General features: G+C 72.8%; 20 protein-coding genes. 16 read left to right on the top strand and 4 right to left on the bottom strand.

From position 1 onward, the window contains the following. Positions 1-77 precede the first annotated feature (77 nt). From aroC to aroD, 4 genes are read left to right on the top strand one after another with little or no spacing between them, the layout of a single operon-like run. Positions 78-1,316 (top strand): chorismate synthase, encoded by a 1,239-nt coding sequence (gene aroC / locus ACYVAP_RS08660; RefSeq protein ID WP_498860341.1) that lies wholly within the window; start codon positions 78-80, stop codon positions 1,314-1,316. Continuing rightward, the gene (locus tag ACYVAP_RS08655) at positions 1,313-1,867 is read left to right on the top strand and encodes a shikimate kinase (RefSeq protein WP_498860340.1); all 555 of its coding nucleotides are present in this window, start codon (positions 1,313-1,315) and stop codon (positions 1,865-1,867) included. Before aroC ends, ACYVAP_RS08655 begins: the two co-directional genes overlap by 4 nt. Continuing rightward, positions 1,864-2,946, top strand: a complete 1,083-nt coding sequence (aroB, locus tag ACYVAP_RS08650) for a 3-dehydroquinate synthase (protein ID WP_137770864.1) — start codon at positions 1,864-1,866, stop codon at positions 2,944-2,946. Before ACYVAP_RS08655 ends, aroB begins: the two co-directional genes overlap by 4 nt. A 5-nt stretch (positions 2,947-2,951) precedes the next feature. Then, on the top strand, positions 2,952-3,743 hold the full coding sequence (gene aroD / locus ACYVAP_RS08645) for a beta/alpha barrel domain-containing protein (protein WP_498860339.1): 792 nt from the start codon (positions 2,952-2,954) through the stop codon (positions 3,741-3,743). Between the two features lie 33 nt (positions 3,744-3,776). Here the strand turns inward: aroD and ACYVAP_RS08640 are convergent, their stop codons facing one another. Continuing rightward, positions 3,777-4,655, bottom strand: a complete 879-nt coding sequence (locus ACYVAP_RS08640; protein ID WP_498860338.1) for a trimeric intracellular cation channel family protein — start codon at positions 4,653-4,655, stop codon at positions 3,777-3,779. Between the two features lie 112 nt (positions 4,656-4,767). Here ACYVAP_RS08640 and coaE point away from each other — a divergent pair, with 112 nt between their 5' ends. From coaE to ACYVAP_RS08625, 3 genes are all read left to right on the top strand, one after another. Then, positions 4,768-5,421: a dephospho-CoA kinase gene (gene coaE / locus ACYVAP_RS08635; RefSeq protein WP_498860337.1), complete on the top strand. Its 654-nt coding sequence runs from the start codon at positions 4,768-4,770 to the stop codon at positions 5,419-5,421. A 96-nt stretch (positions 5,422-5,517) separates the two neighbouring features. Next, positions 5,518-7,623 carry an excinuclease ABC subunit UvrB gene (uvrB, locus tag ACYVAP_RS08630; RefSeq protein ID WP_137770860.1) on the top strand — a complete coding sequence of 702 codons (2,106 nt, stop codon included), beginning with the start codon at positions 5,518-5,520 and terminating at the stop codon, positions 7,621-7,623. Positions 7,624-7,766: 143 nt separating this feature from the next. Next, complete coding sequence (locus ACYVAP_RS08625; protein ID WP_498860336.1) at positions 7,767-8,291, top strand: hypothetical protein; 525 nt, start codon at positions 7,767-7,769, stop codon at positions 8,289-8,291. A gap of 18 nt (positions 8,292-8,309) precedes the next feature. Here ACYVAP_RS08625 and ACYVAP_RS08620 read toward each other — a convergent pair whose 3' ends face one another. Next, a complete protein-coding gene (locus ACYVAP_RS08620) occupies positions 8,310-9,038 on the bottom strand; it encodes an MBL fold metallo-hydrolase (RefSeq protein ID WP_498860335.1) in 729 nt (242 codons plus the stop codon). An 85-nt stretch (positions 9,039-9,123) separates the two neighbouring features. Here ACYVAP_RS08620 and uvrA point away from each other — a divergent pair, with 85 nt between their 5' ends. The 9 genes from uvrA (at position 9,124) to secG (ending at position 20,722) form a co-directional block, all read left to right on the top strand. Next, positions 9,124-11,982 carry an excinuclease ABC subunit UvrA gene (gene uvrA, locus ACYVAP_RS08615; RefSeq protein ID WP_498860334.1) on the top strand — a complete coding sequence of 953 codons (2,859 nt, stop codon included), beginning with the start codon at positions 9,124-9,126 and terminating at the stop codon, positions 11,980-11,982. Between the two features lie 5 nt (positions 11,983-11,987). Beyond that, positions 11,988-13,994 (top strand): excinuclease ABC subunit UvrC, encoded by a 2,007-nt coding sequence (uvrC, locus tag ACYVAP_RS08610; protein ID WP_498860333.1) that lies wholly within the window; start codon positions 11,988-11,990, stop codon positions 13,992-13,994. A gap of 85 nt (positions 13,995-14,079) precedes the next feature. Further along, positions 14,080-14,922 (top strand): RNase adapter RapZ, encoded by an 843-nt coding sequence (gene rapZ, locus ACYVAP_RS08605; protein WP_498860441.1) that lies wholly within the window; start codon positions 14,080-14,082, stop codon positions 14,920-14,922. After that, positions 14,919-16,007, top strand: coding sequence for a gluconeogenesis factor YvcK family protein (locus ACYVAP_RS08600; RefSeq protein ID WP_498860332.1), 1,089 nt, complete (start codon positions 14,919-14,921; stop codon positions 16,005-16,007). The genes rapZ and ACYVAP_RS08600 overlap by 4 nt, the downstream gene beginning before the upstream one ends. After that, positions 15,991-16,989: a DNA-binding protein WhiA gene (whiA, locus tag ACYVAP_RS08595; protein WP_264450274.1), complete on the top strand. Its 999-nt coding sequence runs from the start codon at positions 15,991-15,993 to the stop codon at positions 16,987-16,989. Before ACYVAP_RS08600 ends, whiA begins: the two co-directional genes overlap by 17 nt. 260 nt (positions 16,990-17,249) lie before the next feature. Further along, positions 17,250-18,254: a type I glyceraldehyde-3-phosphate dehydrogenase gene (gene gap / locus ACYVAP_RS08590; RefSeq protein ID WP_137770852.1), complete on the top strand. Its 1,005-nt coding sequence runs from the start codon at positions 17,250-17,252 to the stop codon at positions 18,252-18,254. Positions 18,255-18,359: 105 nt separating this feature from the next. After that, positions 18,360-19,562 (top strand): phosphoglycerate kinase, encoded by a 1,203-nt coding sequence (locus ACYVAP_RS08585; protein WP_264450273.1) that lies wholly within the window; start codon positions 18,360-18,362, stop codon positions 19,560-19,562. Then, a complete protein-coding gene (gene tpiA, locus ACYVAP_RS08580; RefSeq protein ID WP_498860331.1) occupies positions 19,559-20,335 on the top strand; it encodes a triose-phosphate isomerase family protein in 777 nt (258 codons plus the stop codon). The genes ACYVAP_RS08585 and tpiA overlap by 4 nt, the downstream gene beginning before the upstream one ends. Before the next feature lie 138 nt (positions 20,336-20,473). Continuing rightward, positions 20,474-20,722, top strand: a complete 249-nt coding sequence (gene secG, locus ACYVAP_RS08575) for a preprotein translocase subunit SecG (RefSeq protein ID WP_137770849.1) — start codon at positions 20,474-20,476, stop codon at positions 20,720-20,722. Positions 20,723-20,831: 109 nt separating this feature from the next. On the opposite strand, the gene pgl is transcribed toward secG, so the two are convergent. Together pgl and zwf are read right to left on the bottom strand one after the other, a co-directional pair. Beyond that, the gene (gene pgl / locus ACYVAP_RS08570) at positions 20,832-22,541 is read right to left on the bottom strand and encodes a 6-phosphogluconolactonase (RefSeq protein WP_498860330.1); all 1,710 of its coding nucleotides are present in this window, start codon (positions 22,539-22,541) and stop codon (positions 20,832-20,834) included. After that, positions 22,538-24,100 carry a glucose-6-phosphate dehydrogenase gene (zwf, locus tag ACYVAP_RS08565; RefSeq protein ID WP_264450270.1) on the bottom strand — a complete coding sequence of 521 codons (1,563 nt, stop codon included), beginning with the start codon at positions 24,098-24,100 and terminating at the stop codon, positions 22,538-22,540. The genes pgl and zwf overlap by 4 nt, the downstream gene beginning before the upstream one ends. Between the last annotated feature and the right edge of the window lie 87 nt (positions 24,101-24,187).

Genomic DNA, 24,187 nt, shown 5'->3' with positions numbered 1-24,187 from the left:
GGGTCCGGCCGCCGTGCCGCCCCCGGCGCTCTGGACGAGGGGGCCGGGGCCTGCGGCGACGTGAGAGAATCGGGGCCATGCTGCGCTGGCTCACGGCCGGGGAATCCCACGGCCCCTCCCTCATCTCCCTGCTCGACGGCGTCCCCGCCGGGATCGAGCTGACCGGCGACGACCTGCGGGCGGCGCTCGCCCGGCGTCGCCTCGGCCATGGCCGCGGGAGCCGTCAGAAGTTCGAGCAGGACGTGCTCACGATCCACGGCGGTCTCCGCCACGGGCTCACGATCGGCTCCCCGCTCGCGATCGAGATCGCGAACTCCGAGTGGCCCAAGTGGGAGAAGGTCATGAGTGCGGACCCGGTGCCGCGCGAGGATCTCGTCGTGGACGCCGGCACCGGCGACGAGCGGGAGATCGCCCGGAACCGGCCGCTCACGCGCCCCCGCCCCGGTCACGCCGACCTCTCCGGCATGCTCAAGTACGGCTTCGAGGACGCCCGTCCCGTGCTCGAGCGCGCGAGCGCCCGCGAGACCGCCGCGCGCGTGGTCGCCGGCCGGGTCGCCGCCGCCCTCCTCGAGCAGGCCGCGGGCATCCGCCTCGTCTCCCACACGCTCTCCGTGGGCGCCGTGCGCGTCCCCGAGGACGCCCCGCTGCCCGCGCCGGAGGACGCCGCGCGCCTGGACGAGGACCCGCTGCGCTGCTTCCACGCGGAGACCTCCGCGGCGATGGTCGCCGAGGTCGACGCTGCGAAGGAGGACGGCGACACCCTGGGCGGCGTCGTCGAGGTCCTCGCCTACGGCGTGCCCGTCGGCCTCGGCTCGCACACGCAGTGGGACCGCAAGCTCGACGGCCGCCTCGCCCAGGCCGTCATGTCGATCCAGGCGATGAAGGGCGTGGAGATCGGCGACGGATTCGCGACCGCCGCCCGTCGCGGCTCCGCCGCGCACGACGAGATCCTCGTCCCGCAGGAGGACGGCTTCGGCCGCGTCACGAACCGCGCCGGCGGTCTCGAGGGCGGCATGAGCAACGGCCAGGTGATCCGCGTGCGCGGCGCCCTCAAGCCGATCTCGACCGTCCCGCGCGCGCTGCGCACCGTCGACGTCGCCACCGGCGGCGAGGCCACCGCGAACCACCAGCGCTCGGACGTGTGCGCCGTCGCCCCCGCCGCCGTGATCGCCGAGGCCGTCGTCGCGCTGACCCTCGCCGACGCCCTCCTCGAGAAGGCCGGTGGTGACAGCGTCCCGGAGATCCGCGCGCACCTCGCGGGCACCGCGGAGCTGCAGGAGCACCTGAGCGCACGGCGCCCGGATCCGGCCTCGTGAGCGACGGGCCCGTGACCGGGCCGCTCGTCATCCTCATGGGGCCGATGGCGGCGGGGAAGACGAGCGTGGGGCGCTCCCTCGCCGCACGGCTCGGCGTCCCCTTCGCCGATCTCGACGAGCTGATCGTCGCCGCCGCCGGCCGCGGCATCCCGGAGATCTTCGAGGATCGTGGGGAGGAGGGGTTCCGCGCGCTCGAGGCGGAGGTCCTCGCCCGCGCCCTCGAGGAGCGGCCCGGGGTGCTCGCCCTGGGCGGCGGTGCCCCGCTCCGCCCGGAGTCCGGGGAGCGGCTCCGCGGCCGGCCCGTGGTGCTGCTCGAGATCGACGAGCAGGCGGCGGCGCGACGCCTGGGCCGCGGCGCGGGCCGGCCGATGCTCGCGGGGGACGACCCGCTCGAGCGCTGGCGGCGCCTCATGGAGGAGCGCGGCCCCGTGTACCGCGACCTCGCCGCGCACCGGGTCGACGCCGGCCGCGGCAGCCCCGGGCACGTTGCCCGCATGATCATCAGCACGCTGGGGTTGTCGGCTCCCGGCGCCGAGGAGGAGAACGCATGAGCACCACCACGATCCCCGTGACCACACCGACCGGCGGCTACGACGTGCTCGTGGGCCGCGGTCTCCTCGCCGAGATCCCGGCGCTCGTGCCCGAGGCGACCCGTCGCGTGCTCATCGTGCACCAGCCGCCGCTGCGGGAGGTCGCCGAGCAGATCCGCGAGAGCCTCGTCGGCTCCGGCCGGGAGGCCTTCGCCGCGGAGGTCCCCGACGGCGAGGAGGCGAAGACCGCCCAGGTCGCCGGGTTCCTGTGGGGCGTGTGCGGGCAGGCCGAGATCGGCCGCCAGGATCTCGTGATCGGTCTCGGCGGCGGCGCCGCGACGGACCTCGCGGGCTTCGTCGCCGCGTCCTGGCTGCGGGGCATCGCGGTGCTCCAGGTGCCCACCACGGTCGCCGCGATGGTCGACGCCGCCGTCGGCGGGAAGACCGGGATCAACACCTCCGAGGGCAAGAACCTCGTGGGCGCCTTCCACCCCCCGATCGCCGTCGTCGAGGACCTCGACGTGCTCGCGGGCCTCGGCGCGAACGACGTCGCCGCGGGGCTCGCCGAGGTGGTCAAGGGGGGCTTCATCGCCGACGAGCGGATCCTCGAGATCATCGAGGAGGACCCGCAGGCCGTCCTCGACGTCACCTCCGACGCCTTCCGGGAGGTCGTCGAGCGCAAGATCCGGATCAAGGCCCGCGTGGTCTCCGAGGACCTCACCGAGCAGGGGAACCGCGAGATCCTCAACTACGGCCACACCCTCGGCCATGCGATCGAGCGCAACGAGCGCTACCAGTGGCGCCACGGCGCCGCCGTCGCGGTGGGCATGATGTTCGCCGCGGAGCTCTCGCACCTCGCGGGGAAGCTCTCCGAGGCGGACGTGGACCGCCACCGCGCCGTGCTCACCTCCCTCGGACTGCCGACGACCTACCGCGACCGCCAGTGGCCGAAGCTCGAGGATGCCATGAAGCGGGACAAGAAGACCCGCGCGGGCGTGCTGCGCTTCGTGGTCCTGGACCGCATCGGGACCGTCAGCCGCCTCGAGGGTCCGGACCCGGCCCTCCTGCTCGCCGCCTACGCGGCCGTCACCGCGGACTGACCGCCGTGTCCTCCCCGACCCTCACCGTCCGCGGCGTCGAGCTCGGCGCCGGACGGCCCGAGATCATCGTGCCCGTCGCGGGGGACGACGAGGCCGCGCTGCACGGCCACCTCGCGGCCGCCCGGCGGGTGCCGGCGCGGATCGTCGAATGGCGCACCGACCGCTTCGCCCGTGGGGCCGGCACCGCCGAGCACCGGGCGGCCGTGCTCGCGGCGCTGCCCGGGGTGCGGGAGGCGCTGGGACAGGAGCGCGCGCTCCTGCTCACGCTGCGCACGAGCGCCGAGGGCGGGGACCGGGAGATCGCCGACGAGGATCTCGCGGCCCTGCTCATCGGCGCGATCCGGGCCTCCGCCCCGGACGGCGCGCCGCTCGTGGACCTCGTCGACGTGGAGACCGCGCGGGACGCGGGCGCCGTGCGCGCCGTGGCCGAGGCGGCCCGTGCGCGCGTGGTGGCCGTCGTCGGCTCCTTCCACGACTTCGCCGGCACCCCGGAGGAGGCGCGGATCGTCGAGATCCTGCGCGGTCAGCGGTTGCTCGGAGCGGACCTCCCCAAGGTCGCCGTGACCCCGCGCGATCCGCGGGACGTGCTCGCGCTGCTCGGGGCGAGCCTCACGGTCGCGGCCGACGCGGCGGGGCCGCACCTCGCGATCTCCATGGGGTCGCTCGGCGTGGTGAGCCGGGTCGCCGCGGAGACCTTCGGCAGCGCGGCGACCTTCGCGAGCGCGGGCGAGGCCTCGGCCCCCGGTCAGCTGGATGCCGAGGACGTCTCCCGTCTCCTGGACCTGCTGCGTCCCTGAGCCCCGGGTCCCGACAGGGGAGCGGGGACGGGATCAGCGCCGCTCGGGATCGGTGGGGTCCCGGAACGGGTTGATGCCGTCGAGAGCGACGTCCTGGCCGAGCACCCGGTCCTCGAACGCGGCGGCGTCGTCGTCGTCGATCGTGACGTCGTCCGCGAGGTCGTCGTTGCCGACGCCGACCACGGGGATCGTGCCGGTCTCCGCGGCGACGCGGGACCGCTCGCTGCGCCGCACCCGTCGCACGAACGCCTTCATCTGCGCCGCGGACATCGTCACCTGCCAGCCGCCGTGCGCGGGGAGCGTCCAGCGCCGCCAGGCGGCGAGCCCGGCGAGCAGGGCCCCTGCGGCGACCGCGACGAGCACCCATGTGGCCGGCACGTGCAGCGCCACGACGCCCCACGTGCCCACGGCGGTGAGCAGGGCGCCCGTCGCGTAGAGCGGGCCGCCGCCGAAGATCGCCGGGATCCGCCCCACGAGCACGTCCCGGATCACCCCGCCGCCCACCGCGCTCGTCACGCCGAGCAGGATCGCCGGCAGCGGGTCCAGGCCGTAGCCGATGGCCTTCGCGGTGCCGGTCGCGGCCCACAGCGCCATCGCCATGATGTCCAGCACCGTCACGAGGTGGCGCCACCAGGCGCCCTCGGGGGAGAGCAGGAAGGTGACCGCGGAGCCCGCGAGAGCGCACGTGAGGTAGCCGGCACCGGAGAACGCCGCGGGCGTGCCGTAGTCCAGCACGAGGTCGCGCACGATCCCGCCGCCCAGGGCCGCGACGATCCCGATGATCGCGAAGCCCACGGCGTCGAAGTTCAGGCGCGCGGCGAGGGCGCCCGCCGCGACGCCCATGATGAACACGCCGAGCAGGTCCAGGGCGCGCAGGAGGTCGTTGGAGACCAGGAGCTGCAGAGGATCCACGGGCCCGACGGTAGTCGCCCGGGGGCGGGCGCGCCCGTGGTCGTCGGTGAGAGGTGCCGGGCACCACTCCGCCGGTGGGACGGCGGGGGACGCGCCCCGTAGCATCGGAGCCATGGAGCGCACCGCCACCCGCGAGGGGTCCCTCGTCCGTCTCGGCCTGACGGGCGGCATCGGCGCCGGGAAGTCCAGCGTCGCCGCGATCTGGCGGGAGCGGGGCCTGCGCGTGATCGACCTCGACGCGCACTCCCGGGCGGTGCTCGACGTGCCCGGCGCCGGGGTCGAGGAGGCGATCGCCCGCTTCGGCGAGGAGTACAGGCAGGACTCCGGGACCGTGGACCGTGCGGCGCTCGCCCGCCTCGTCTTCGCCGACCCCGACGCCCGCGCGGACCTCGAGGCGATCGTGCTGGGCCGCGTCGACGAGGCCGTCGCCGCGGAGGAGGAGCAGGCGCGCGAGGCGGGGGAGGGGGTCGTCGTGCACGACAGCCCGCTGCTGCTCGAGAAGCGTCACGACGCGGGGGACCGCTACGCCGCCGTCGTCGCCGTGCTCGCGCGGCGCGAGGACCGCATCGACCGGGTGGTCCGCGACCGGGGGCGGGACCGGGGCTACGCGGAGTCGGTCATGGCGGCCCAGGCGAGCGACCTCGAGCGGATCCGCCGGGCCGACCGTCTGGTGCTGAACACGGGGGACGAGCAGGTGCTGCGAGGGCGGGCGCTGCACGCCCTCGAGGCGGTGCTCGCGGGGCTCGGCCTGCCGCTCCCGAGCTGAGCCGCGCCCGCACCGGGCGCGGGACGGGCGTCCGCCGGCGGCGGAACACCGGCCTGCGGCCTGCCGCGCGTCGGCCCTGCGACGTAGGCTCGACCCATGCGTCCCGTCACCGATCTCGTCCGTTCCGAGCATCCCTTCGAGGTCGTCTCCGAGTACACGCCCTCGGGCGACCAGCCCGCCGCGATCGACGAGCTCGCGCGCCGCATCGAGAGCGGCGAGCAGGATGTCGTGCTGCTCGGCGCGACCGGCACCGGCAAGTCAGCGACGACCGCCTGGCTGATCGAGAAGCTCCAGCGGCCCACCCTGGTGATGGCGCACAACAAGACCCTCGCCGCGCAGCTCGCGAGCGAGTTCCGCGACCTGCTGCCCAACAACGCGGTCGAGTACTTCGTCTCCTACTACGACTACTACCAGCCCGAGGCGTACGTCCCGCAGTCGGACACCTACATCGAGAAGGACTCCTCGGTGAACGCGGAGGTCGAGCGGCTCCGGCACAGCGCGACCAACTCGCTGCTCACCCGCCGCGACGTCGTCGTGGTCTCCTCCGTCTCCTGCATCTACGGCCTGGGCACGCCGCAGGAGTACGTGGACCGGATGGTGCAGCTGAGCCGGGGCGACCAGGTGGACCGCGACGAGCTGCTGCGCCGCTTCGTGGACATGCAGTACGACCGCAACGACGTCGCCTTCGAGCGCGGCACCTTCCGCGTGCGCGGCGACACCGTCGAGATCATCCCGATGTACGAGGAGCTCGCGATCCGCATCGAGTTCTTCGGGGACGAGATCGACGCGCTCTACACGCTGCACCCGATGACGGGGGAGGTCATCCGCGAGGAGGACCACATCCACATCTTCCCCGCCTCCCACTACGTCGCCGGCCCGGAGCGCCTCGCCCGCGCGATCGGCACGATCGAGACCGAGCTCGAGGAGCGGCTCGAGGAGCTCGAGGGGCAGAACAAGCTGCTCGAGGCCCAGCGGCTGCGGATGCGCACGAGCCATGACCTCGAGATGCTGCGGCAGACGGGCTCCACCAACGGTGTGGAGAACTACTCCCGCCATCTCGACGGCCGCGGCCCCGGCACCCCGCCGAACACGCTCATGGACTACTTCCCGGAGGACTTCCTGCTCGTCATCGACGAGTCGCACGTGACGGTCCCGCAGATCGGCGCGATGTACGAGGGGGACCGCTCCCGCAAGCGCACTCTCGTGGACTTCGGGTTCCGCCTGCCCTCCGCGCTCGACAACCGGCCGCTCACCTTCGGGGAGTTCACCGAGCGCACCGGGCAGACGGTCTACCTCTCCGCGACCCCGGCGCAGTACGAGCTCGACCGGTCCGACGGCGTCGTCGAGCAGATCATCCGCCCCACGGGCCTCGTGGACCCCGAGGTGATCGTCAAGCCTGTCAAGGGCCAGATCGACGACCTCCTCGAGCAGATCCACGAGCGCGTCGAGAAGGACGAGCGCGTGCTCGTCACGACCCTCACCAAGCGGATGGCGGAGGACCTCACCGACTACCTGCTCGAGAACGGCGTGAAGGTCCAGTACCTGCATTCCGACGTCGACACCCTGCGCCGCGTCGAGCTCCTGCGCTCGCTGCGCACGGGCGAGTTCGACGTGCTCGTGGGCATCAACCTGCTCCGCGAGGGCCTGGACCTGCCGGAGGTCTCGCTCGTCGCGATCCTCGACGCGGACAAGGAGGGCTTCCTCCGCTCGCGCACCTCGCTCATCCAGACGATCGGCCGTGCGGCCCGCAACGTCTCCGGCCAGGTGCACATGTACGCGGACAGGATCACCGACTCCATGGAGGAGGCGATCGACGAGACCAACCGCCGCCGGGCGAAGCAGATCGCCTACAACGAGGAGCACGGGATCGACCCGACCCCGCTGCGCAAGCGGATCGCCGACGTCACCGACATGCTCGCCCGCGAGGACATCGACACCGAGACCCTGCTCGCGACCGACTACCGCTCCGGCAAGGAGCGCGTGCAGCGCGACCGCGCGAGGTCGCAGGCGGTCGATGCGGTCACGGCCCGCACGGTGGACCTCGGTGACGACCCCGTCGGCGCGCTGACGGCGATGATCGACGAGCTCACCGCCCAGATGCACCAGGCGGCGGAGTCGCTGCAGTTCGAGGTGGCGGCGAAGCTCCGCGACGAGGTGCAGGGGATGAAGAAGGAGCTCAAGGCGATCCAGCGCTCCTCCTGAGCCCCGGCGGACGCCGACGACCTGGGTCGCCCGGACGCCGACCATGGTCGGGGGCCGTGGGGGAGCGGCGCCGCCTGGCGTCGTGGGGGACCGGCCCGGTCCGCGCTCCGACCGTCCGGGCCCCTGACCCGGAAGGACCACTCATGACCCGGAACCGCCGCTCCCGACCCCGTGATCTCGCGGTCCAGGCCGTGGCCTCGGCCGCCCTCGGCACCCTTCCCCTGCATCGCGCGCCGCGCCCCCTCCGCGCGGCGATGGTCTGGGGTCCGGCCGTGCTGACGGCCGGGGTGATGGCGCGGGCGCTGCTGCGGGGCCCCGCGGAGACCGTCCCGGCCGACACCGATGTGGTCGCCGACGGCCGACCGGTCGAGGCGGAGGCAGACCCCGCGACGGGGGCTGCCGAGGAGCTCGAGGCGTGGACCCGCCCGCCGCTGGCGATGGTGGTGCTCATGCCGCTCGCGTTCGGCGGGCTCGTCGGCGCGGCGAGCGCCGCGGGGATCCGCGCGGACCGCTGGGTCGAGGAGACGCTGCGGCGCCGCGGGGCCCCCGCTCCCCGGCTGATCATCGGCGTCCTCTCGGGCGTCCTCATGACAGGGCTGACCCTGCTCGAGGACCGGGTCGAGGACGGCGAGGACGCCGACGAGCCGGGCCGCGCCGGGGGCGCCTGAGCGCCGCCGGGGGTCAGCTCACCAGCCGCGCTCGCGCCACTGCGGCAGCGAGGGACGCTCCACGCCCAGCGTGGTGCCGTCCCCGTGCCCGGGGTGCACCCGCGTGGCATCGGGGAGCACGGCGAAGACCCGCTCCTCGACGTCGTCGATGAGCTGCCCGAAGCGCACCGGGTCGTGATCGGTGTTGCCGACGCCGCCCGGGAACAGGGAATCGCCCGTGAACAGGTGGTCGCCGTGCTCGCCGCCGCGCCAGAGCAGCGCGATCGAGCCCGGGGTGTGCCCGCGCAGCGCGATCACCTCGAGCTCCGCCTCCCCGACCCGCACGCGGTCGCCGTGCGCGAGCGGCACGTCGATCGCCGTACCCGTCTGCTCCTGGATCGCGTCGGCGTCCTCCGCCCCGGCGGCCGTGCGGGCGCCGGTCGCGACGACGACCTCCGCGAACGCCCCGATGTGATCGTGATGACGGTGCGTGGTGACCACCTGGTCGAGCCGTGGCCACGCGCCGCCCGCCGCGTCGCCGTCGGCCGCGCCGGCGCCCTCGGCGATCAGCGCCCGCAGCCGCTCCGGCTCGGCCGCGGCGTCGATCAGGAGCTGCTCCCCGGTCGCCGTGCAGGTGAGCAGGTAGGCGTTGTTGTCCATCGGGCCCACGGAGGCGGTGCGCAGGGTGAGCGGGCCCAGCGCATGGACCGCATCGGCGCCGTGGGGGAGAGGGGTCGAGGGGTCGTTGTTCTCGCTGCGGGTGGTCATGGGACCAGTGTCGCGCATGTCGACGCTGGTGATCCTCTCGACGAACAGTTGTTCGAAGTCGGGGGTGCGCTCGTAGGATGGGCGGGTGACTGATTCCCTCGTCGTCCGCGGTGCACGCGAGCACAACCTCAAGAACATCGACATCGAGATCCCCCGCGACAAGCTCGTGGTGTTCTCCGGCCTGTCCGGCTCCGGCAAGAGCTCCCTGGCCTTCGACACCATCTTCGCCGAGGGCCAGCGCCGCTACGTGGAGTCGCTCTCCGCCTACGCGCGCCAGTTCCTGGGCCAGATGGACAAGCCGAGCGTGGACCTCATCGAGGGCCTCTCCCCGGCGGTGTCGATCGACCAGAAGTCCACGAACCGCAACCCCCGCTCGACCGTCGGCACGATCACCGAGATCTACGACTACCTGCGCCTGCTGTTCTCCCGCACCGGCGTGCAGCACTGCCCGAAGTGCGGGGAGCGGGTCTCCTCGACCTCCGCCGAGCAGATCGTGGACATCCTGCTCGAGCTCGAGCCCGGCACCCGTTTCCAGCTCATGGCGCCCGTCGTCCAGGGCCGCAAGGGGGAGCACGCGGATCTCCTCAGCTCGCTCCGCTCGCAGGGCTACGCCCGCGCCCGGATCGACGGCGAGGTGCGCCGTCTCGACGATGACCTCAGCCTCGACAAGAAGTACAAGCACACGATCGAGGTGATCGTGGACCGCCTCGCGGCGAAGCCCGACGCCCGGCGCCGGCTCACCGACTCCGTGGAGACCGCGCTGCGCCTCGCGGAGGGGCTGCTGCTCGCCGACTTCGTGGACCGCGACGAGGACGATCCCCAGCGCACCCGCAAGTTCTCCGAGAAGCGCGCGTGCCCCAACGGGCACCCGATCGAGATCGACGACATCGAGCCCCGCACCTTCTCCTTCAACGCCCCCTACGGCGCCTGCCCCGAGTGCACGGGCCTCGGCTCCCGCCTCGAGGTGGACCCCGAGCTCGTCATCCCCGACGAGGACCTCACCCTCGCCGAGGGCGCGATCGCCCCCTGGGCCATGGGCAGCAGCGACCACCACCAGGAGATGATGGCGGCGCTCGGCAAGGAGCTCTCCTTCTCCCTGGACACGCCGTGGCGCGCGCTCCCCGAGCGGGCCCGCGAGGCGCTCCTGCACGGCAAGGACTTCGAGGTCCACGTGCGCTACCGCAACCGCTTCGGCCGCGAGCGCACCTACTCCACCGGCTTCGAGGGCGTCATGCACTTCCTCGAGCGCCGCCACTCCGACACCGAGTCCGACTGGGCCAAGGACCGCTACGAGCAGTTCATGCGCGAGGTGCCCTGCCCCGCCTGCCACGGCACCCGCCTGCGCCCCGAGGTCCTCGCGGTCACCGTGGGCGGCCGCTCGATCGCCGAGGTCTGCGACCTGTCGATCCGCGAGGCCCTCGACTACGCGACGGGCCTCGAGCTGGGCGTGCGCGAGGCCGCCATCGCCGACGAGGTCCTCCGCGAGGTGCGCTCGCGGCTCGGCTTCCTGCTCGACGTGGGCCTGGACTACCTCTCGCTCTCCCGCGCGGCCGGCACCCTCTCCGGCGGCGAGGCCCAGCGCATCCGCCTCGCCACGCAGATCGGCTCGGGCCTCGTGGGCGTGCTCTACGTGCTCGACGAGCCCTCGATCGGCCTGCATCAGCGCGACAACGAGCGCCTCATCGGCACCCTGACGCGGCTGCGCGACCTCGGCAACACCCTCATCGTCGTCGAGCACGACGAGGACACCCTCAACGCGGCCGACTGGGTCGTCGACATCGGCCCGCTCGCGGGCGAGCACGGCGGCGAGGTCGTCCACTCCGGCACCGTCGAGGACCTGCGCAGCAACGCGCGCAGCCTCACCGGGCGCTACCTCTCCGGGGATCTCGAGATCCCGCTCCCGGAGAGCCGCCGCCGCGTGGACAAGGGCCGCATGCTGAAGGTCGTCGCCCCCGCGGCGAACAACCTGCGCGGCGAGGACGTCTCCTTCCCGCTCGGCGTGCTCACGGCCGTCACGGGCGTCTCCGGCTCGGGGAAGTCCTCCCTCGTCAACGACATCCTCTACTCGGTGCTCGCCAAGGAGCTCAACCGCGCCCGCGTGGTGCCCGGCAAGCACAAGCGCGTCACGGGCCTCGAGCACCTCGACAAGGTCGTGCACGTGGACCAGTCGCCGATCGGCCGCACGCCCCGCTCGAACCCCGCGACCTACACGGGCGTCTGGGACCGGGTGCGCACCCTGTTCGCGCAGACCGCCGAGGCCAAGGTGCGCGGCTACACGGCCGGGCGCTTCTCCTTCAACGTCAAGGGCGGCCGCTGCGAGGCCTGCTCGGGCGACGGCACGCTGAAGATCGAGATGAACTTCCTGCCGGACGTCTACGTCCAGTGCGAGGTCTGCCACGGCAAGCGCTACAACCGCGAGACCCTCGAGGTGCACTTCAAGGACAAGAACGTCGCGGAGGTGCTCGAGATGTCGATCGCCGAGGCGCTCGAGTTCTTCGATGCGGTGCCCGCGATCCGCCGCCAGATGCAGACCCTCGTGGACGTGGGCCTCGGCTACGTGCGCCTCGGCCAGAGCGCGACGACCCTCTCCGGCGGCGAGGCGCAGCGCGTGAAGCTGTCCTCGGAGCTGCACAAGCGCTCCAACGGGCGCTCGATCTACGTGCTCGACGAGCCCACGACGGGCCTCCACTTCGAGGACGTGCGCAAGCTGCTCGAGGTGCTGAACGGGCTCGTGGACAAGGGCAACACCGTCATCGTCATCGAGCACAACCTCGACGTCATCAAGAGCGCCGACCACATCATCGACCTGGGTCCCGAGGGCGGATCCGGCGGCGGCCGGATCGTCGCGACCGGCACCCCCGAGCAGGTCGCGAAGGTCGAGGGCTCCTGGACCGGGCACTTCCTCGCCCCGATGCTCGGGGCGGGCCGCGCGGGACGGGGCTGATCCGCGTGGCGGACCCCTCGACCTACCGTCCCCCGGCGGGGACCATCCCCACCTCGCCGGGGGTCTACCGCTTCCGCGACGCGGACGAGCGCGTGATCTACGTGGGCAAGGCGAAGAACCTCCGCCAGCGCCTGTCCAACTACTTCCAGGACCTCTCGGTCCTCCACGAGCGCACCCGGCGGATGGTCACGACGGCCGCGCGGGTCGAGTGGACCGTCGTCGGCACGGAGGTCGAGGCGCTCACCCTCGAGTACACCTGGATCAAGGAGTACGACCCGCGGTTCAACGTCAAGTTCCGCGACGACAAGTCCTACCCCTTCCTCGCCGTGACGATGGGGGAGAAGGTCCCCCGGGTGCACATCACGCGGCGCCCGCGCGCGAAGGGCGACCGGACCTTCGGGCCCTACCCGCAGGTGGGGGCGATCCGCGAGACGCTCGACCTCATGCTGCGGGTGTTCCCGGTGCGCTCCTGCAGCGCCGGCGTCTACCGCCGCGCCGAGCGCTCGGGCCGGCCCTGCCTGCTCGGATTCATCGGCAAGTGCTCGGCGCCCTGCGTGGGTGACATCTCGGAGGAGGACCACCGCCGGCTCGCCGAGCGCTTCTGCGACTTCATGGCCGGCAACACCGCCGCCTACACCAAGGACATCGAGCGGCGCATGCGGGAGGCCGCCGCTGCGATGGACTACGAGACCGCTGCGTCCCTGCGCGACGACCTGCAGGCGCTGAACAAGGTCATGGAGAAGAACTCCGTGGTCCTCTCCGACGCGACCGACGCGGACCTGCTTGGCCTCGTCCAGGACGAGCTCGAGGCCTCCGTCCAGGTGTTCCACGTGCGCGGGGGGCGGATCCGCGGCCAGCGCGGATGGACGGCGGAGATCCTCGACGAGTCCGAGCCCGAGGACCTCATCGAGCGCGCGCTCACGACGCTCTACGCGGAGGGCTCCGCACCCCGCGAGGTGCTCGTCCCCGTGCTCCCGCGGGACGTGGAGCAGGTGCGCGTCATGCTCGGCGCCGGTGTGGACCTGCGGGTCCCGCGCCGAGGGGAGAAGAAGGACCTCCTCGCGACCGTCACGAAGAACGCCGAGGAGGCGCTGCGCCTGCACCGGCTGCGGCGCACGGGGGACCTCACCTCCCGCACCAAGGCGCTCGAGGACCTCGGCGAGGCGCTCGACCTCGCCGAGCCGCCGCTGCGCATCGAGTGCTACGACATCTCCCACTCGCAGGGCACCAACGTCGTGGGCTCGCAGGTCGTCTTCGAGGACGGCCTGCCCCGCAAGAGCGAGTACCGCCGCTACTCCGTCCAGGGCGCCGCCGCCCGGGACGACACCGCGTCGATGTACGACGTCATCCTGCGCCGGATGAAGCACCATCTGGACCCGCCCGAGCCGGCGGTGGACGAGCAGGGCGCGCCCCGGCGCTTCGCCTACCCGCCCTCGCTGCTGCTCGTGGACGGCGGTCCGCCCCAGGTCGCCGCCGCGCAGCGCGCCCTCGACGATCTCGGCATCACGGACGTGGCCCTCGCCGGCATCGCGAAGCGCCTCGAGGAGATCTGGCTCCCGGGGGAGGAGTACCCCGTGATCCTCCCGCGGACGAGCGAGGCGCTGTTCCTCGTGCAGCGTCTTCGGGACGAGGCGCACCGCTTCGCGATCACCTATCACCGCTCCAAGCGCGGCCGGGCCATGCAGGCGAGCGCCCTCGACGGCATCGCCGGGCTCGGCGCCGCACGCCGGCGGGCGCTGCTGGACCGCTTCGTCACCGTCTCCGCGATCCGCGAGGCGGAGCCCGAGCAGCTCGAGGAGGTCGACGGCATCGGCCCCGCGCTCGCCGCCAGGATCAGCGCCGCGCTACGATCCGATCAGGGGAGCGCGCCGGCGGAGGCCGACGGCGCCGCTGAACCCGAGGCCATCGGCCTCAGCATCGACATGGCCACCGGCGAGATCCTGGACCCCGGCCCCGGCGGGGACGCGCAGGATCCCCGCCCCGACCCCGAAGGAGCCCTCGGTGACCGCTGATCGTGCCGATCGCGCCGATGACGCCACCGCCGAGCCCGGCGCCCTCGACGAGCCCGCGGGACCCGCGTCCCGCGGCGACGTCGTCATCATCACCGGCCTCGCCGGATCCGGTCGCGAGACGGCCGCCCACGCCCTCGAGGACATGGGTTGGTACGTCGTCTACAACATCGTCCCGCAGCTGATCCCGCGCCTCGTGGAGCTGCATGCCTCGGCGGAGGGCCGGGACTACCGCGTGGCCGTGGTCGTCGACCCCCGCTCGGGCCCCTTCTTCGCGGAGCTCTCCGACGTCGTCGCCGAGCTGCGCCGGTCCCAGCACCGGCTGCGCCTGGTGTTCCTCACGGCCGACGAGGCCACCCTCGTGCGCCGCTTCGACTCGGTGCGCCGACCCCACCCCCTGCAGGGGGAGGAGGGCGTGCTCGAAGGCATCCGCCGGGAGCGGGAGATGCTCGCCGCCTACCGGCGCATGGCGGACCTGGTCATCGACACCTCGCCGCTGAACGTCCACCAGCTGACGATGAAGATGCGCGCCGCCTTCGGCACGAGCGCGGAGACGCGGCTCACGGTGACCATGCTGTCCTTCGGCTTCAAGTACGGCATCCCGCTCGAGGCGGACCACGTGAGCGACGTGCGCTTCATCCCCAACCCGTACTGGGTGCCCGAGCTGCGCGCCCTGCGCGGCACCGACCAGCCGGTCTCCGACTTCGTGCTGCGGGACGCCAACGCGGGCGAGTTCGTCGAGAAGTACCTCGAGATGATCACCCCGGCGCTGCGGGGGTACGTCTCGGAGAACAAGCACTTCACGACCCTCGCGATCGGCTGCACGGGCGGCAAGCACCGCTCCGTGGCCGTCGCCGAGCGGATCGGCGAGGAGCTGCGCCGCGCCGGCCACGCGGTGCGGATCCGGCACCGGGACCTGGGGCGCGAATGAGCATCGCGCACCGCTCCGGGGGCCGGCGCCCCTCCGTCTCCTCCCGTGCCGCCTCCGCGCGCGCGGCCCGGCGCCGCCGCGGGGAGGGCGAGCCGCTGCGGGTGGTCGCCCTGGGCGGCGGGCACGGCCTCGCCGCGAACCTGAGGGCCCTGCGCCTGCTCGCCGACGACATCACCGCGATCGTCACCGTCGCGGACAACGGCGGCTCCTCGGGCCGCCTGCGCACGGAGATGCCCGTGCTGCCGCCCGGCGATCTCCGCATGGCCCTCGCGGCGCTGTGCGAGGACTCCGAGTGGGGGTCCATCTGGGGCGAGGTCATCCAGCACCGCTTCGCGACGACCGGGGAGCTCGACGGCCATGCCCTCGGCAACCTGCTGATCGTCGCCCTGTGGCAGATCCTCGAGGACCCCATCGAGGGGCTCGACCAGATGGGGGAGCTGCTCGGCGCGCGCGGCCGCGTGCTCCCGATGGCCCTGGACCCGCTCCACATCGAGGCGGACGTCCGTGAAGCGGGCGGTGAGCTGCGCACGATCCGCGGGCAGTGGCAGGTCGCGACCGCGGAGGGGCGCGTGGAGCAGGTGCGGCTGGACCCGCCGCGCCCCCGCGTCCCCGCGGACGTCGTCGAGGCCATCGAGCGGGCCCACTGGGTGATCGTGGGGCCCGGCTCCTGGTACACCTCGGTGCTGCCGCACCTCATGATCCCCGAGATCGCCGAGGCGCTGCGCTCCACCTCCGCCCGGCTGTGCGTGACCACGAACCTCTCCGTGGGGCAGCAGGAGTCGGAGGGCATGTCGAGCCTCGACATGCTCGACGTCCTGCTCCATCATGCGCCGGGCCTCCGGTTCGACGCCCTCGTCGCGGACCCGACCGCGCTCGAGGACGCCCTCGAGCTGGCCTCCGTCGCCGAGTCCAGAGGGATCCGTACGCTGCTGCGGCAGGTCTCGACCGGCGACGGCACCCCGCAGCACGATCCCGTCCGGCTCGCCGCTGCGTACCGTGACGTCTTCGCCGACGTCTACGGCGACGTCGACGGACCGTCCGATCCCACCGATCCCGAGGAGCACGCCCATGGCGCTGACCGCTGACGCCAAGGAGGAGCTGAGCCACCTGGAGGTGACCCGGCCCTCGGCCCGCAAGGCGGAGGCCGCCGCGATGCTGCGCTTCGCGGGGGGACTGCACCTCGTCGGAGGTCAGGTGGTGGTCGAGGCGGAGCTGGACTCCGCGGCGGTCGCCCGCCGGCTGCACCGCACGATCGCGGAGATGTACGGCCACCGCGCCGAGCTGGGCGTGCTGCAGCCCTCAGGCATCCGACGCTCGACCCGCTACATCGTCCGCGTCGAGCGGGAGGGCGGTCAGCTGGCCCGCCAGACGGGTCTCATCGACGCCGGCGGTCGTCCCGTGCGGGGCATGCCGCCGACCGTCGTGGGCGGGGCCGCGGTGGACGCCGAGGCCGCCTGGCGCGGCGCCTTCCTCGCCCGCGGCACGCTCACCGAGCCGGGGCGGTCCTCCGCGCTCGAGCTGTCCTGCCCGGGCCCGGAGGTGGCGCTCGCGATGGTCGGCGCGGCCCGTCGCCTCGGCGTGGCCTCGAAGGCCCGGGAGGCGCGGGGCGCTGATCGGGTGGTGCTGCGCGACGGCGACGCGATCTCCGCGCTGCTCGCCCGGATGGGCGCCCAGCAGACGGTCGTCGTCTGGGAGGAGCGGCGCACCCGCCGCGAGGTGAAGGCGACGGCGCATCGGCTCGCGAACTTCGACGACGCGAACCTGCGCCGCTCCGCCCGGGCGGCGGTCGCCGCGGGGCAGCGGGTCCAGCGCGCGCTCGAGATCCTCGGCGACGATGTCCCCGAGCACCTGCGCACGGCGGGGGACCTGCGCCTGGAGCACCGGCAGGCGAGCCTCGAGGAGCTGGGACGGCTCGCGGAACCGCCGATGACGAAGGACGCCGTCGCCGGCCGCATCCGCCGACTGCTCGCGATGGCGGACAAGCGCGCCGAGGACCTGGGGATCCCGGGCACCGAGGACGGCGTGGACGAGGAGCATCTGCCGCCCTCACCCGACCAGGAGCGCTGAGCGTCCCGAGCCCGCCGCCCCGCGGCACCGCCGCAGGCCGGGCGGCGCGGGACCGAGGTCCCGCTCCGGGTGCCCGGGCGCCGGTCCGTCCCACGGAGTGTGCACGCCGTCCCGCTCCTCGGACGGACAGTGATGTGGATGACCCTCCTCATTGATAGGATCACGGCGGTCGTCGGCCCAACCGGCGTCCTCTCGAGCGTACGACGGGGTGCGCGCCATCAGTCCACACCCGCAGACACCCTGCGGAACGAGGAGGAACCGTGACCATTAAGGTCGGAATCAACGGATTCGGTCGCATCGGGCGCAACTTCCTGCGCGCTGCTCTCAAGCAGGAGGCCGACATCCAGATCGTCGGCGTCAACGACCTCACCGACAACGCGACCCTCGCGAACCTCATCAAGTACGACTCCATCGGCGGCGTCCTGCCGTTCGACGTCTCGCACGACGAGGACTCCATCACCGTCGGTGACCTGACGTTCAAGGCGTACGCCGAGCGCGACCCGAAGAACATCCCCTGGGGCGAGATCGGCGCGGACGTCGTCATCGAGTCCACCGGCATTTTCACCGACGCCGAGAAGGCCAAGGCCCACCTCGAGGCCGGCGCCAAGAAGGTCATCATCTCCGCGCCGGCGAAGAACGAGGACGCGACCTTCGTCATCGGTGTGAACGAGGGCGACTACGACCCCGCCGCGCACACCATCGTCTCGAACGCCTCCTGCACCACGAACAGCCTCGCGCCGGTGGCGAAGGTGCTCAACGACGAGTTCGGCATCGTCAAGGGCCTCATGACGACGATCCACGCGTACACCTCGGACCAGGTCCTCCAGGACGGTCCCCACAAGGACCCGCGCCGTGCACGCGCCGCCGCCCTGAACATCGTCCCCACCACCACCGGTGCGGCCAAGGCCGTCGCCCTGGTGCTGCCGGAGCTCAAGGGCAAGCTGGACGGCTACTCCCTGCGCGTCCCGGTCCCCACCGGCTCGATCACCGACCTGACCTTCGAGGCGAGCCGCGAGGTCACCGCCGAGGAGATCAACGCCGCGATCAAGAAGGCCGCCGAGGGTCCCCTCAAGGGCATCCTGCGCTACACCGAGGACCCGATCGTCTCGAAGGACATCGAGGGCGACCCGCACTCGTCGATCTTCGATGCGCAGCTGACCAAGGTCAACGGCAACCTCGTCAAGGTCTTCACCTGGTACGACAACGAGTGGGGCTTCTCCAACCGCCTCGTCGAGCTCTCGCAGCTCGTCGGCAAGTCCCTCTGATCCTCCCCGGATCATCGACGGAGCCCGTCCGGAGCTGAGTCGCCCCCGGCGACCCGGCGTCCGGGCGGGCTCCGCCCTGTCCACCCCACCCTGCGAGGAGCTCTCGTGCTGAAGACCATCGATTCCCTCGGTGACCTGCGCGGCCAGCGCGTCATCGTGCGCGCCGACCTCAACGTGCCGCTGGACGGCACCACCATCACCGACGACGGCCGCATCCGTGCGGCGCTGCCGACCCTCACGCGCCTCGTCGAGGCCGGCGCGAAGGTCGTCGTCGTCTCCCACCTAGGCCGCCCCAAGGGCGCGCCGGAGGAGAAGTACTCCCTGCGACCGGTCGTCTCCCGCCTGGGCGAGCTGCTCGGCCAGGAGGTCGCCTTCGCCGAGGACACCGTGGGCGACGCGGCCACCGCGACCGTCGGCGCGCTCGAGGAGGGCCGCGTGGCCGTCCTCGAGAACCTTCGCTTCAACGCGGGCGAGACCGCGAAGGACGACGCCGAGCGCCTCGCCTTCGCGGAGAAGCTCGCGGCCCTCGGCGACGCCTTCGTCTCCGACGGCTTCGGCGTGGTCCACCGCAAGCAGGCCTCCGTCTACGAGCTCGCGACGCTGCTCCCGGCCGCGGCCGGCGAGCTCGTGCTCCGCGAGGTCGAGGCGCTGCGGAAGGTGACCGACGAGCCGGAGCGACCCTTCGTGGTCGTCCTCGGCGGCGCGAAGATCGCCGACAAGCTCGGCGTGATCGACAACCTGCTGGGCAAGGCCGACCGCATCCTCATCGGCGGCGGCATGGCCTACACCTTCCAGAAGGCCCAGGGCCTCGAGGTCGGCAAGTCGCTGCTGGACGAGTCGAAGGTCGAGGTGGTCAAGGAGTACCTCGACCGCGCGGCCGCGAACGGCGTCGAGCTCGTCCTCCCGGTGGACACCGTCGTGGCCCCCGAGTTCTCCGCCGACGCCACGCCGACGGTCGTCGCCGCGGACTCGATCCCCGCGGACCAGGAGGGCATGGACATCGGCCCGGAGACCGCGAAGCTGTTCGGGGACAAGATGGCGGACGCCGCCACCGTGTTCTGGAACGGCCCCATGGGCGTCTTCGAGTTCCCGTCCTTCGCGAAGGGCACCGCGGCGGTCGCGGAGTCCCTCGCCTCGGCCCCGGGCTACACCGTGGTCGGCGGCGGCGACTCCGCCGCGGCCGTGCGCACCCTCGGCGTGGCCGAGGACCGTTTCTCGCACATCTCCACCGGCGGCGGTGCGAGCCTCGAGCTCATCGAGGGCAAGGAGCTGCCGGGCATCGCGATCCTCGAGGAGGGCAAGGCATGACCACCCGCACCCCGCTCATGGCGGGCAACTGGAAGATGAACCTCGACTGGAAGCAGGGCCTCGCCCTCGTCGAGGACCTGGGCGACGCGCTCAAGGGCCTGGACACCTCGGCCGTCGAGGCCGTCGTGCTGCCGCCCGCGGTGGACCTGCGCACCGTGCAGACCGCCGTGGACGCCGGGAAGCTCCCGATCGCCTACGGCGCCCAGGACATCTCCGAGCACGAGTCCGGCGCCTACACCGGCGAGATCTCCGGTGCGATGCTGACCGCCCTCGGCGCGACCTACGTCGCCGTCGGCCACTCGGAGCGCCGCCAGTACCACGGCGAGACCGAGCAGATCACGAACGCCAAGGTGAAGGCCGCCTTCGCGGCGGGCCTCACGCCGATCCTGTGCGTGGGCGAGGCGCTCGACGAGCGCAAGGCCGGCAAGCAGGTCGAGTTCACCCTCGCGCAGGTCGAGGGCGGCCTCGAGGGCCTCGACGCCGAGCAGGTCGCGAGGACCGTCATCGCCTACGAGCCCGTGTGGGCCATCGGCACCGGTGAGGTCGCCACCCCGGACGACGCGCAGGAGGTCTGCGCCGCGATCCGCGAGTGGGTCCGGACCGTCCACGGCGACACCGCGGCGGACGCCGTGCGCGTCCTCTACGGCGGCTCGGTGAAGTCCTCGAACGTCGCCGAGCTCATGCAGCGCCCGGACGTGGACGGCGCTCTCGTGGGCGGCGCCTCGCTCAAGGCGGACGAGTTCGCGAAGATCGTCCGGTACCAGGACGCCTGAGCGATCGTTCCCCCGGTCGCCGGCGCCCCGGCGACCTCGACGCTGTGACGGGCCGGACCCTGCGGGGTCCGGCCCGTCCGCGCACCGTGCCGTATCCTTGACCGGTACGTCCGACCCCTGTGGAAGGTGCACTCCCTCGTGGATCTCAGCCTCATCAAGACCATCCTCCTGGTGCTGCTCGCCGTGACGAGCCTGCTCCTGGTGCTGCTCGTCCTCCTGCACAAGGGGCGCGGCGGCGGTCTCTCCGACATGTTCGGCGGCGGCGTCTCCTCCTCCGCGAGCGCCTCGGGCGTCGCGGAGCGCAACCTCAACCGCCTCACGGTGACCGTGGCGATCCTCTGGGGCGCGTGCTGCGTGGGCCTCGGCATCCTCGAGCGCATGCTCTGACCCGGCCGCCGGCGCCCGGCACCACCCGCCGCGTGCGGCGCCGTACCGTAGACGAAGAGCCCGTCCCCCTGCTCGGCAGGAGGACGGGCTCTCTCGTGTCAGGGAGCGGTCAGAGCTTCCCGGCGGCCGCCTCGTCGAGGAACCAGGTCGTCGACTCGAGCCCGCGCACCGAGGACGCCGGCACCTGCAGCGGGTCGATGTCGCCATGGGCCTTCACGACGGCCTCCGCCTTCTCCGCGCCGGCCACGAGCAGCGCCACGTGGCGCGCCGAGTTCAGCACGGGCCAGGAGAGCGACACCCGCAGCGGCGGGGGCTTGGGGGAGTCCTCCACCGGGATCGCGCTCGCGCTCGTGACCCGCTGCGCCGGGTGGCCCGGGAACAGCGAGGCCACATGGGCGTCCGGACCGACCCCGAGCCACAGCACGTCGAAGAACGCGCGACCGCGGGTGCGGAACGGCTCGTCGCCGCCCGCGGAGTCGAGCTGCTGGCCGTACCAGGCGGCGGCCTCCGCGAGGGACATGCCGTCCTGCGTGGAGGGCACGAGGTGCACGTTGCGCTCGGGCAGCCCCGCCGCCTCGAGCGGCTCGAGCAGGCCCTCGCGGACCTGCACCGCGTTGCGGTCGTCGTCGTCCGGGCCGACGAAGCGCTCGTCGCCCCACCACAGGTGGAGGGTCGAGAGGTCCACGCCCGCGGCCTCGAGCGCCGCGGGCAGGGCCCCGGCGGCGCGCACGCCGACGGTCCCGCCGGTGACGACGAGATGCGCGACCCCGCGCTCGGTCTGCGCCTCGGCCAGACGCGCCGCGGCGGCGGTGGCCGCCTCGGTCGCGACACCCGCGGCGTCCGCCGAGACGACGTCCGTGGGCGCGGGCTTGCCGGAGGCGAAGGTCGCCGCGTCGTCGACGCCCGTGAAGGCGTGGGCGAGGACCTCGCCGTAGACCTCGTCGGGATCCAGACGCCGCAGCTCCTCCGCGAGCAGCTCGTACAGCGAGCGCTGCGGCATCGTCACGTGCTGGTCGGAGTCGTCGCCCGGGAGCGACAGCACCACGGTGTCCTCGCCGGTGCGACGCAGGGCGATCGTGCCGTCGGGACGCTCGAGGCTGAGCCCCTGCACGCCCTGGCCCGCGGCGTCCTGCTCCGGGGCGCGGAGGGTGACCTCCACGCCGAGCGCGTTCTCGAGCCATGCCTTCATGAGGACGACCGAGGGATCGTCCTCCTGGCCCGTGACCTCGACGGCCGAGGGGACGGCGACGGGCGTGATCTCGTACAGGCTCGCCACGAGACCGCGCCAGGTGGTCAGTCGCGACCAGGCGAGGTCGGAGTCGCCGCTCGTGTAGCCGCGGCGGAGCCGCTTGAGCGTGCCCACCGGGTTCGAGCAGGCGGCCGCGTCGGTGATGCGACGCTGCGACATGGAGCCGAGGACGTCGTTCACCGGGGCGGACGGAGCCGCCTCCGGCCACCAGGTGACGATCGGGGCGTCCGGCAGCAGCAGCGGCATGACGAGCGTGTCCGGGGCGATCATCGTGTTCCCGCGGGCCCGCAGGATGATGATCTCGCCGGCGCCGGCGTCGCGGCCCACGCGGATCTCCGCGTCGAGGCCGGAGGTCTCCGCCTTCTGGTCCACGTCGACCACGATGACCCGCGCGGGGTGCTCGTGCGAGGCGTGGACGGCGGCCTCGAGGGGCTCGTCGATCGTCTCACCGGTCGCGACGATGATCAGCGTGAGGACCCGGCCGATGGTGTTCGCGCCGAAGGTCTCGCGCATCTCGGTCATCGTCTTCGCGACGGCCGAGGCGGTGGTGTCTTGCAGGGTGGTGATCACGGTCGCCTCCAGGTACGTCCGTCACGGGCGAGCATCTCGTGCGCGGTGTCCGGTCCCCAGGAGCCGGGGCGGTAGGGAGCGGGCCTCAGGTGCTCGGCCCAGTACGCGGTGATGGGGTCGAGGACCTTCCAGGACAGCTCGACCTCCTTCTGGCGCGGGAACAGCGGCGGATCGCCGAGCAGCGCGTCGAGGATGAGCCGCTCGTAGGCCTCGGGGGACTCCTCGGTGAAGTTCATGCCGTAGGCGAAGTCCATCGAGACGTCCCGCACCTCCATCTGGGTGCCGGGGACCTTGGAGCCGAAGCGCAGGGTCACGCCCTCGTCCGGCTGGACGCGGATGACGATCGCGTTCTGGCCGAGGTCCGCGGTGTCCGTGGAGCGGAAGGGCAGGAACGGCGCGCGCTTGAAGACGACGGCGATCTCGGTGACGCGGCGGCCCAGGCGCTTGCCGGCGCGCAGGTAGAACGGCACGCCCGCCCAGCGGCGGGTCGCGATGTCCAGGCGCATGGCGGCGAAGGTCTCGGTCGCGGAGTCGGCGGGGATGCCGTCCTCCTCGAGGTACGCCTTGACCTCCTCGCCGCCCTGCCAGCCGCTCACGTACTGGCCGCGGGCGGTGTGCGCAGCGAGGTCCTCGGGCAGTTCGATGGCCGCGAGCACCTTCTCCTTCTCCGCGCGGAGGTCCTCGGCGCGGAAGGAGACGGGCTCCTCCATCGCGGTGAGGGCGAGCAGCTGGAGCAGGTGGTTCTGGATGACGTCGCGGGCGGTGCCGATGCCGTCGTAGTAGCCCGCGCGCGAGCCGATGCCGATGTCCTCGGCCATCGTGATCTGCACGTGGTCCACGTAGCTGGCGTTCCAGACCGGCTCGAAGAGCTGGTTGGCGAAGCGCAGCGCGAGGATGTTCTGCACCGTCTCCTTGCCGAGGTAGTGGTCGATGCGGAAGACGTCCTCGGGACGGAAGACCTTCTCGACCACGGCGTTGAGCTCGCGGGCGGACTCGAGATCGTGCCCGAAGGGCTTCTCGATGACGACGCGTCGCCAGGAGCCGTCGCGCGGCGTGTTCAGCCCGGAGTTCGCGAGCTGCTCGCACACCTGCGGGAAGGCGTCCGGCGGGATCGAGAGGTAGAAGGCGTGGTTGCCGCCGGTGCCGCGGGTGCGGTCCAGCTCGCCGACGACCTCGGTGAGGCGCTCGAAGGCGGCCGGGTCGTCGAAGGTGCCGGTCACGAAGCGCAGACCGCCGCGGAGCTGCTCGAAGACGCTCTCCGAGAAGCCCGTGCGGGAGTGCTCGGAGACGGACTTCTTCACGTACTCGGCGAAGTCGTCGTCGGACCAGTCGCGGCGGCCGTAGCCGACGAGCCCGAAGCTCGGGGGCAGCAGGCCGCGGTGGGTGAGGTCGTAGATGGCGGGCAGCAGCTTCTTGCGGGCGAGGTCGCCGGTGACGCCGAACATCACCATCGAGCTGGGCCCGGCGATGAGCGGGAGCCGCCGGTCACGCGTATCGCGCAGGGGGTTGATGGCGTCCTGCGCGTCGCGCCCTGACGTGGGCGCACTGGAGTCGGTCACTGTGGTCCCTTTCTGGACACTGGACACGGAAGCGTGCGGACGGCCCCTCCCCGGGCGGGGGTCGGGGGAGGGGCCGTGCGCACGGGC

It is taken from the genome of Brachybacterium horti (assembly GCF_054777615.1).
This window is presented reverse-complemented; position numbering and strand designations above follow the sequence as displayed.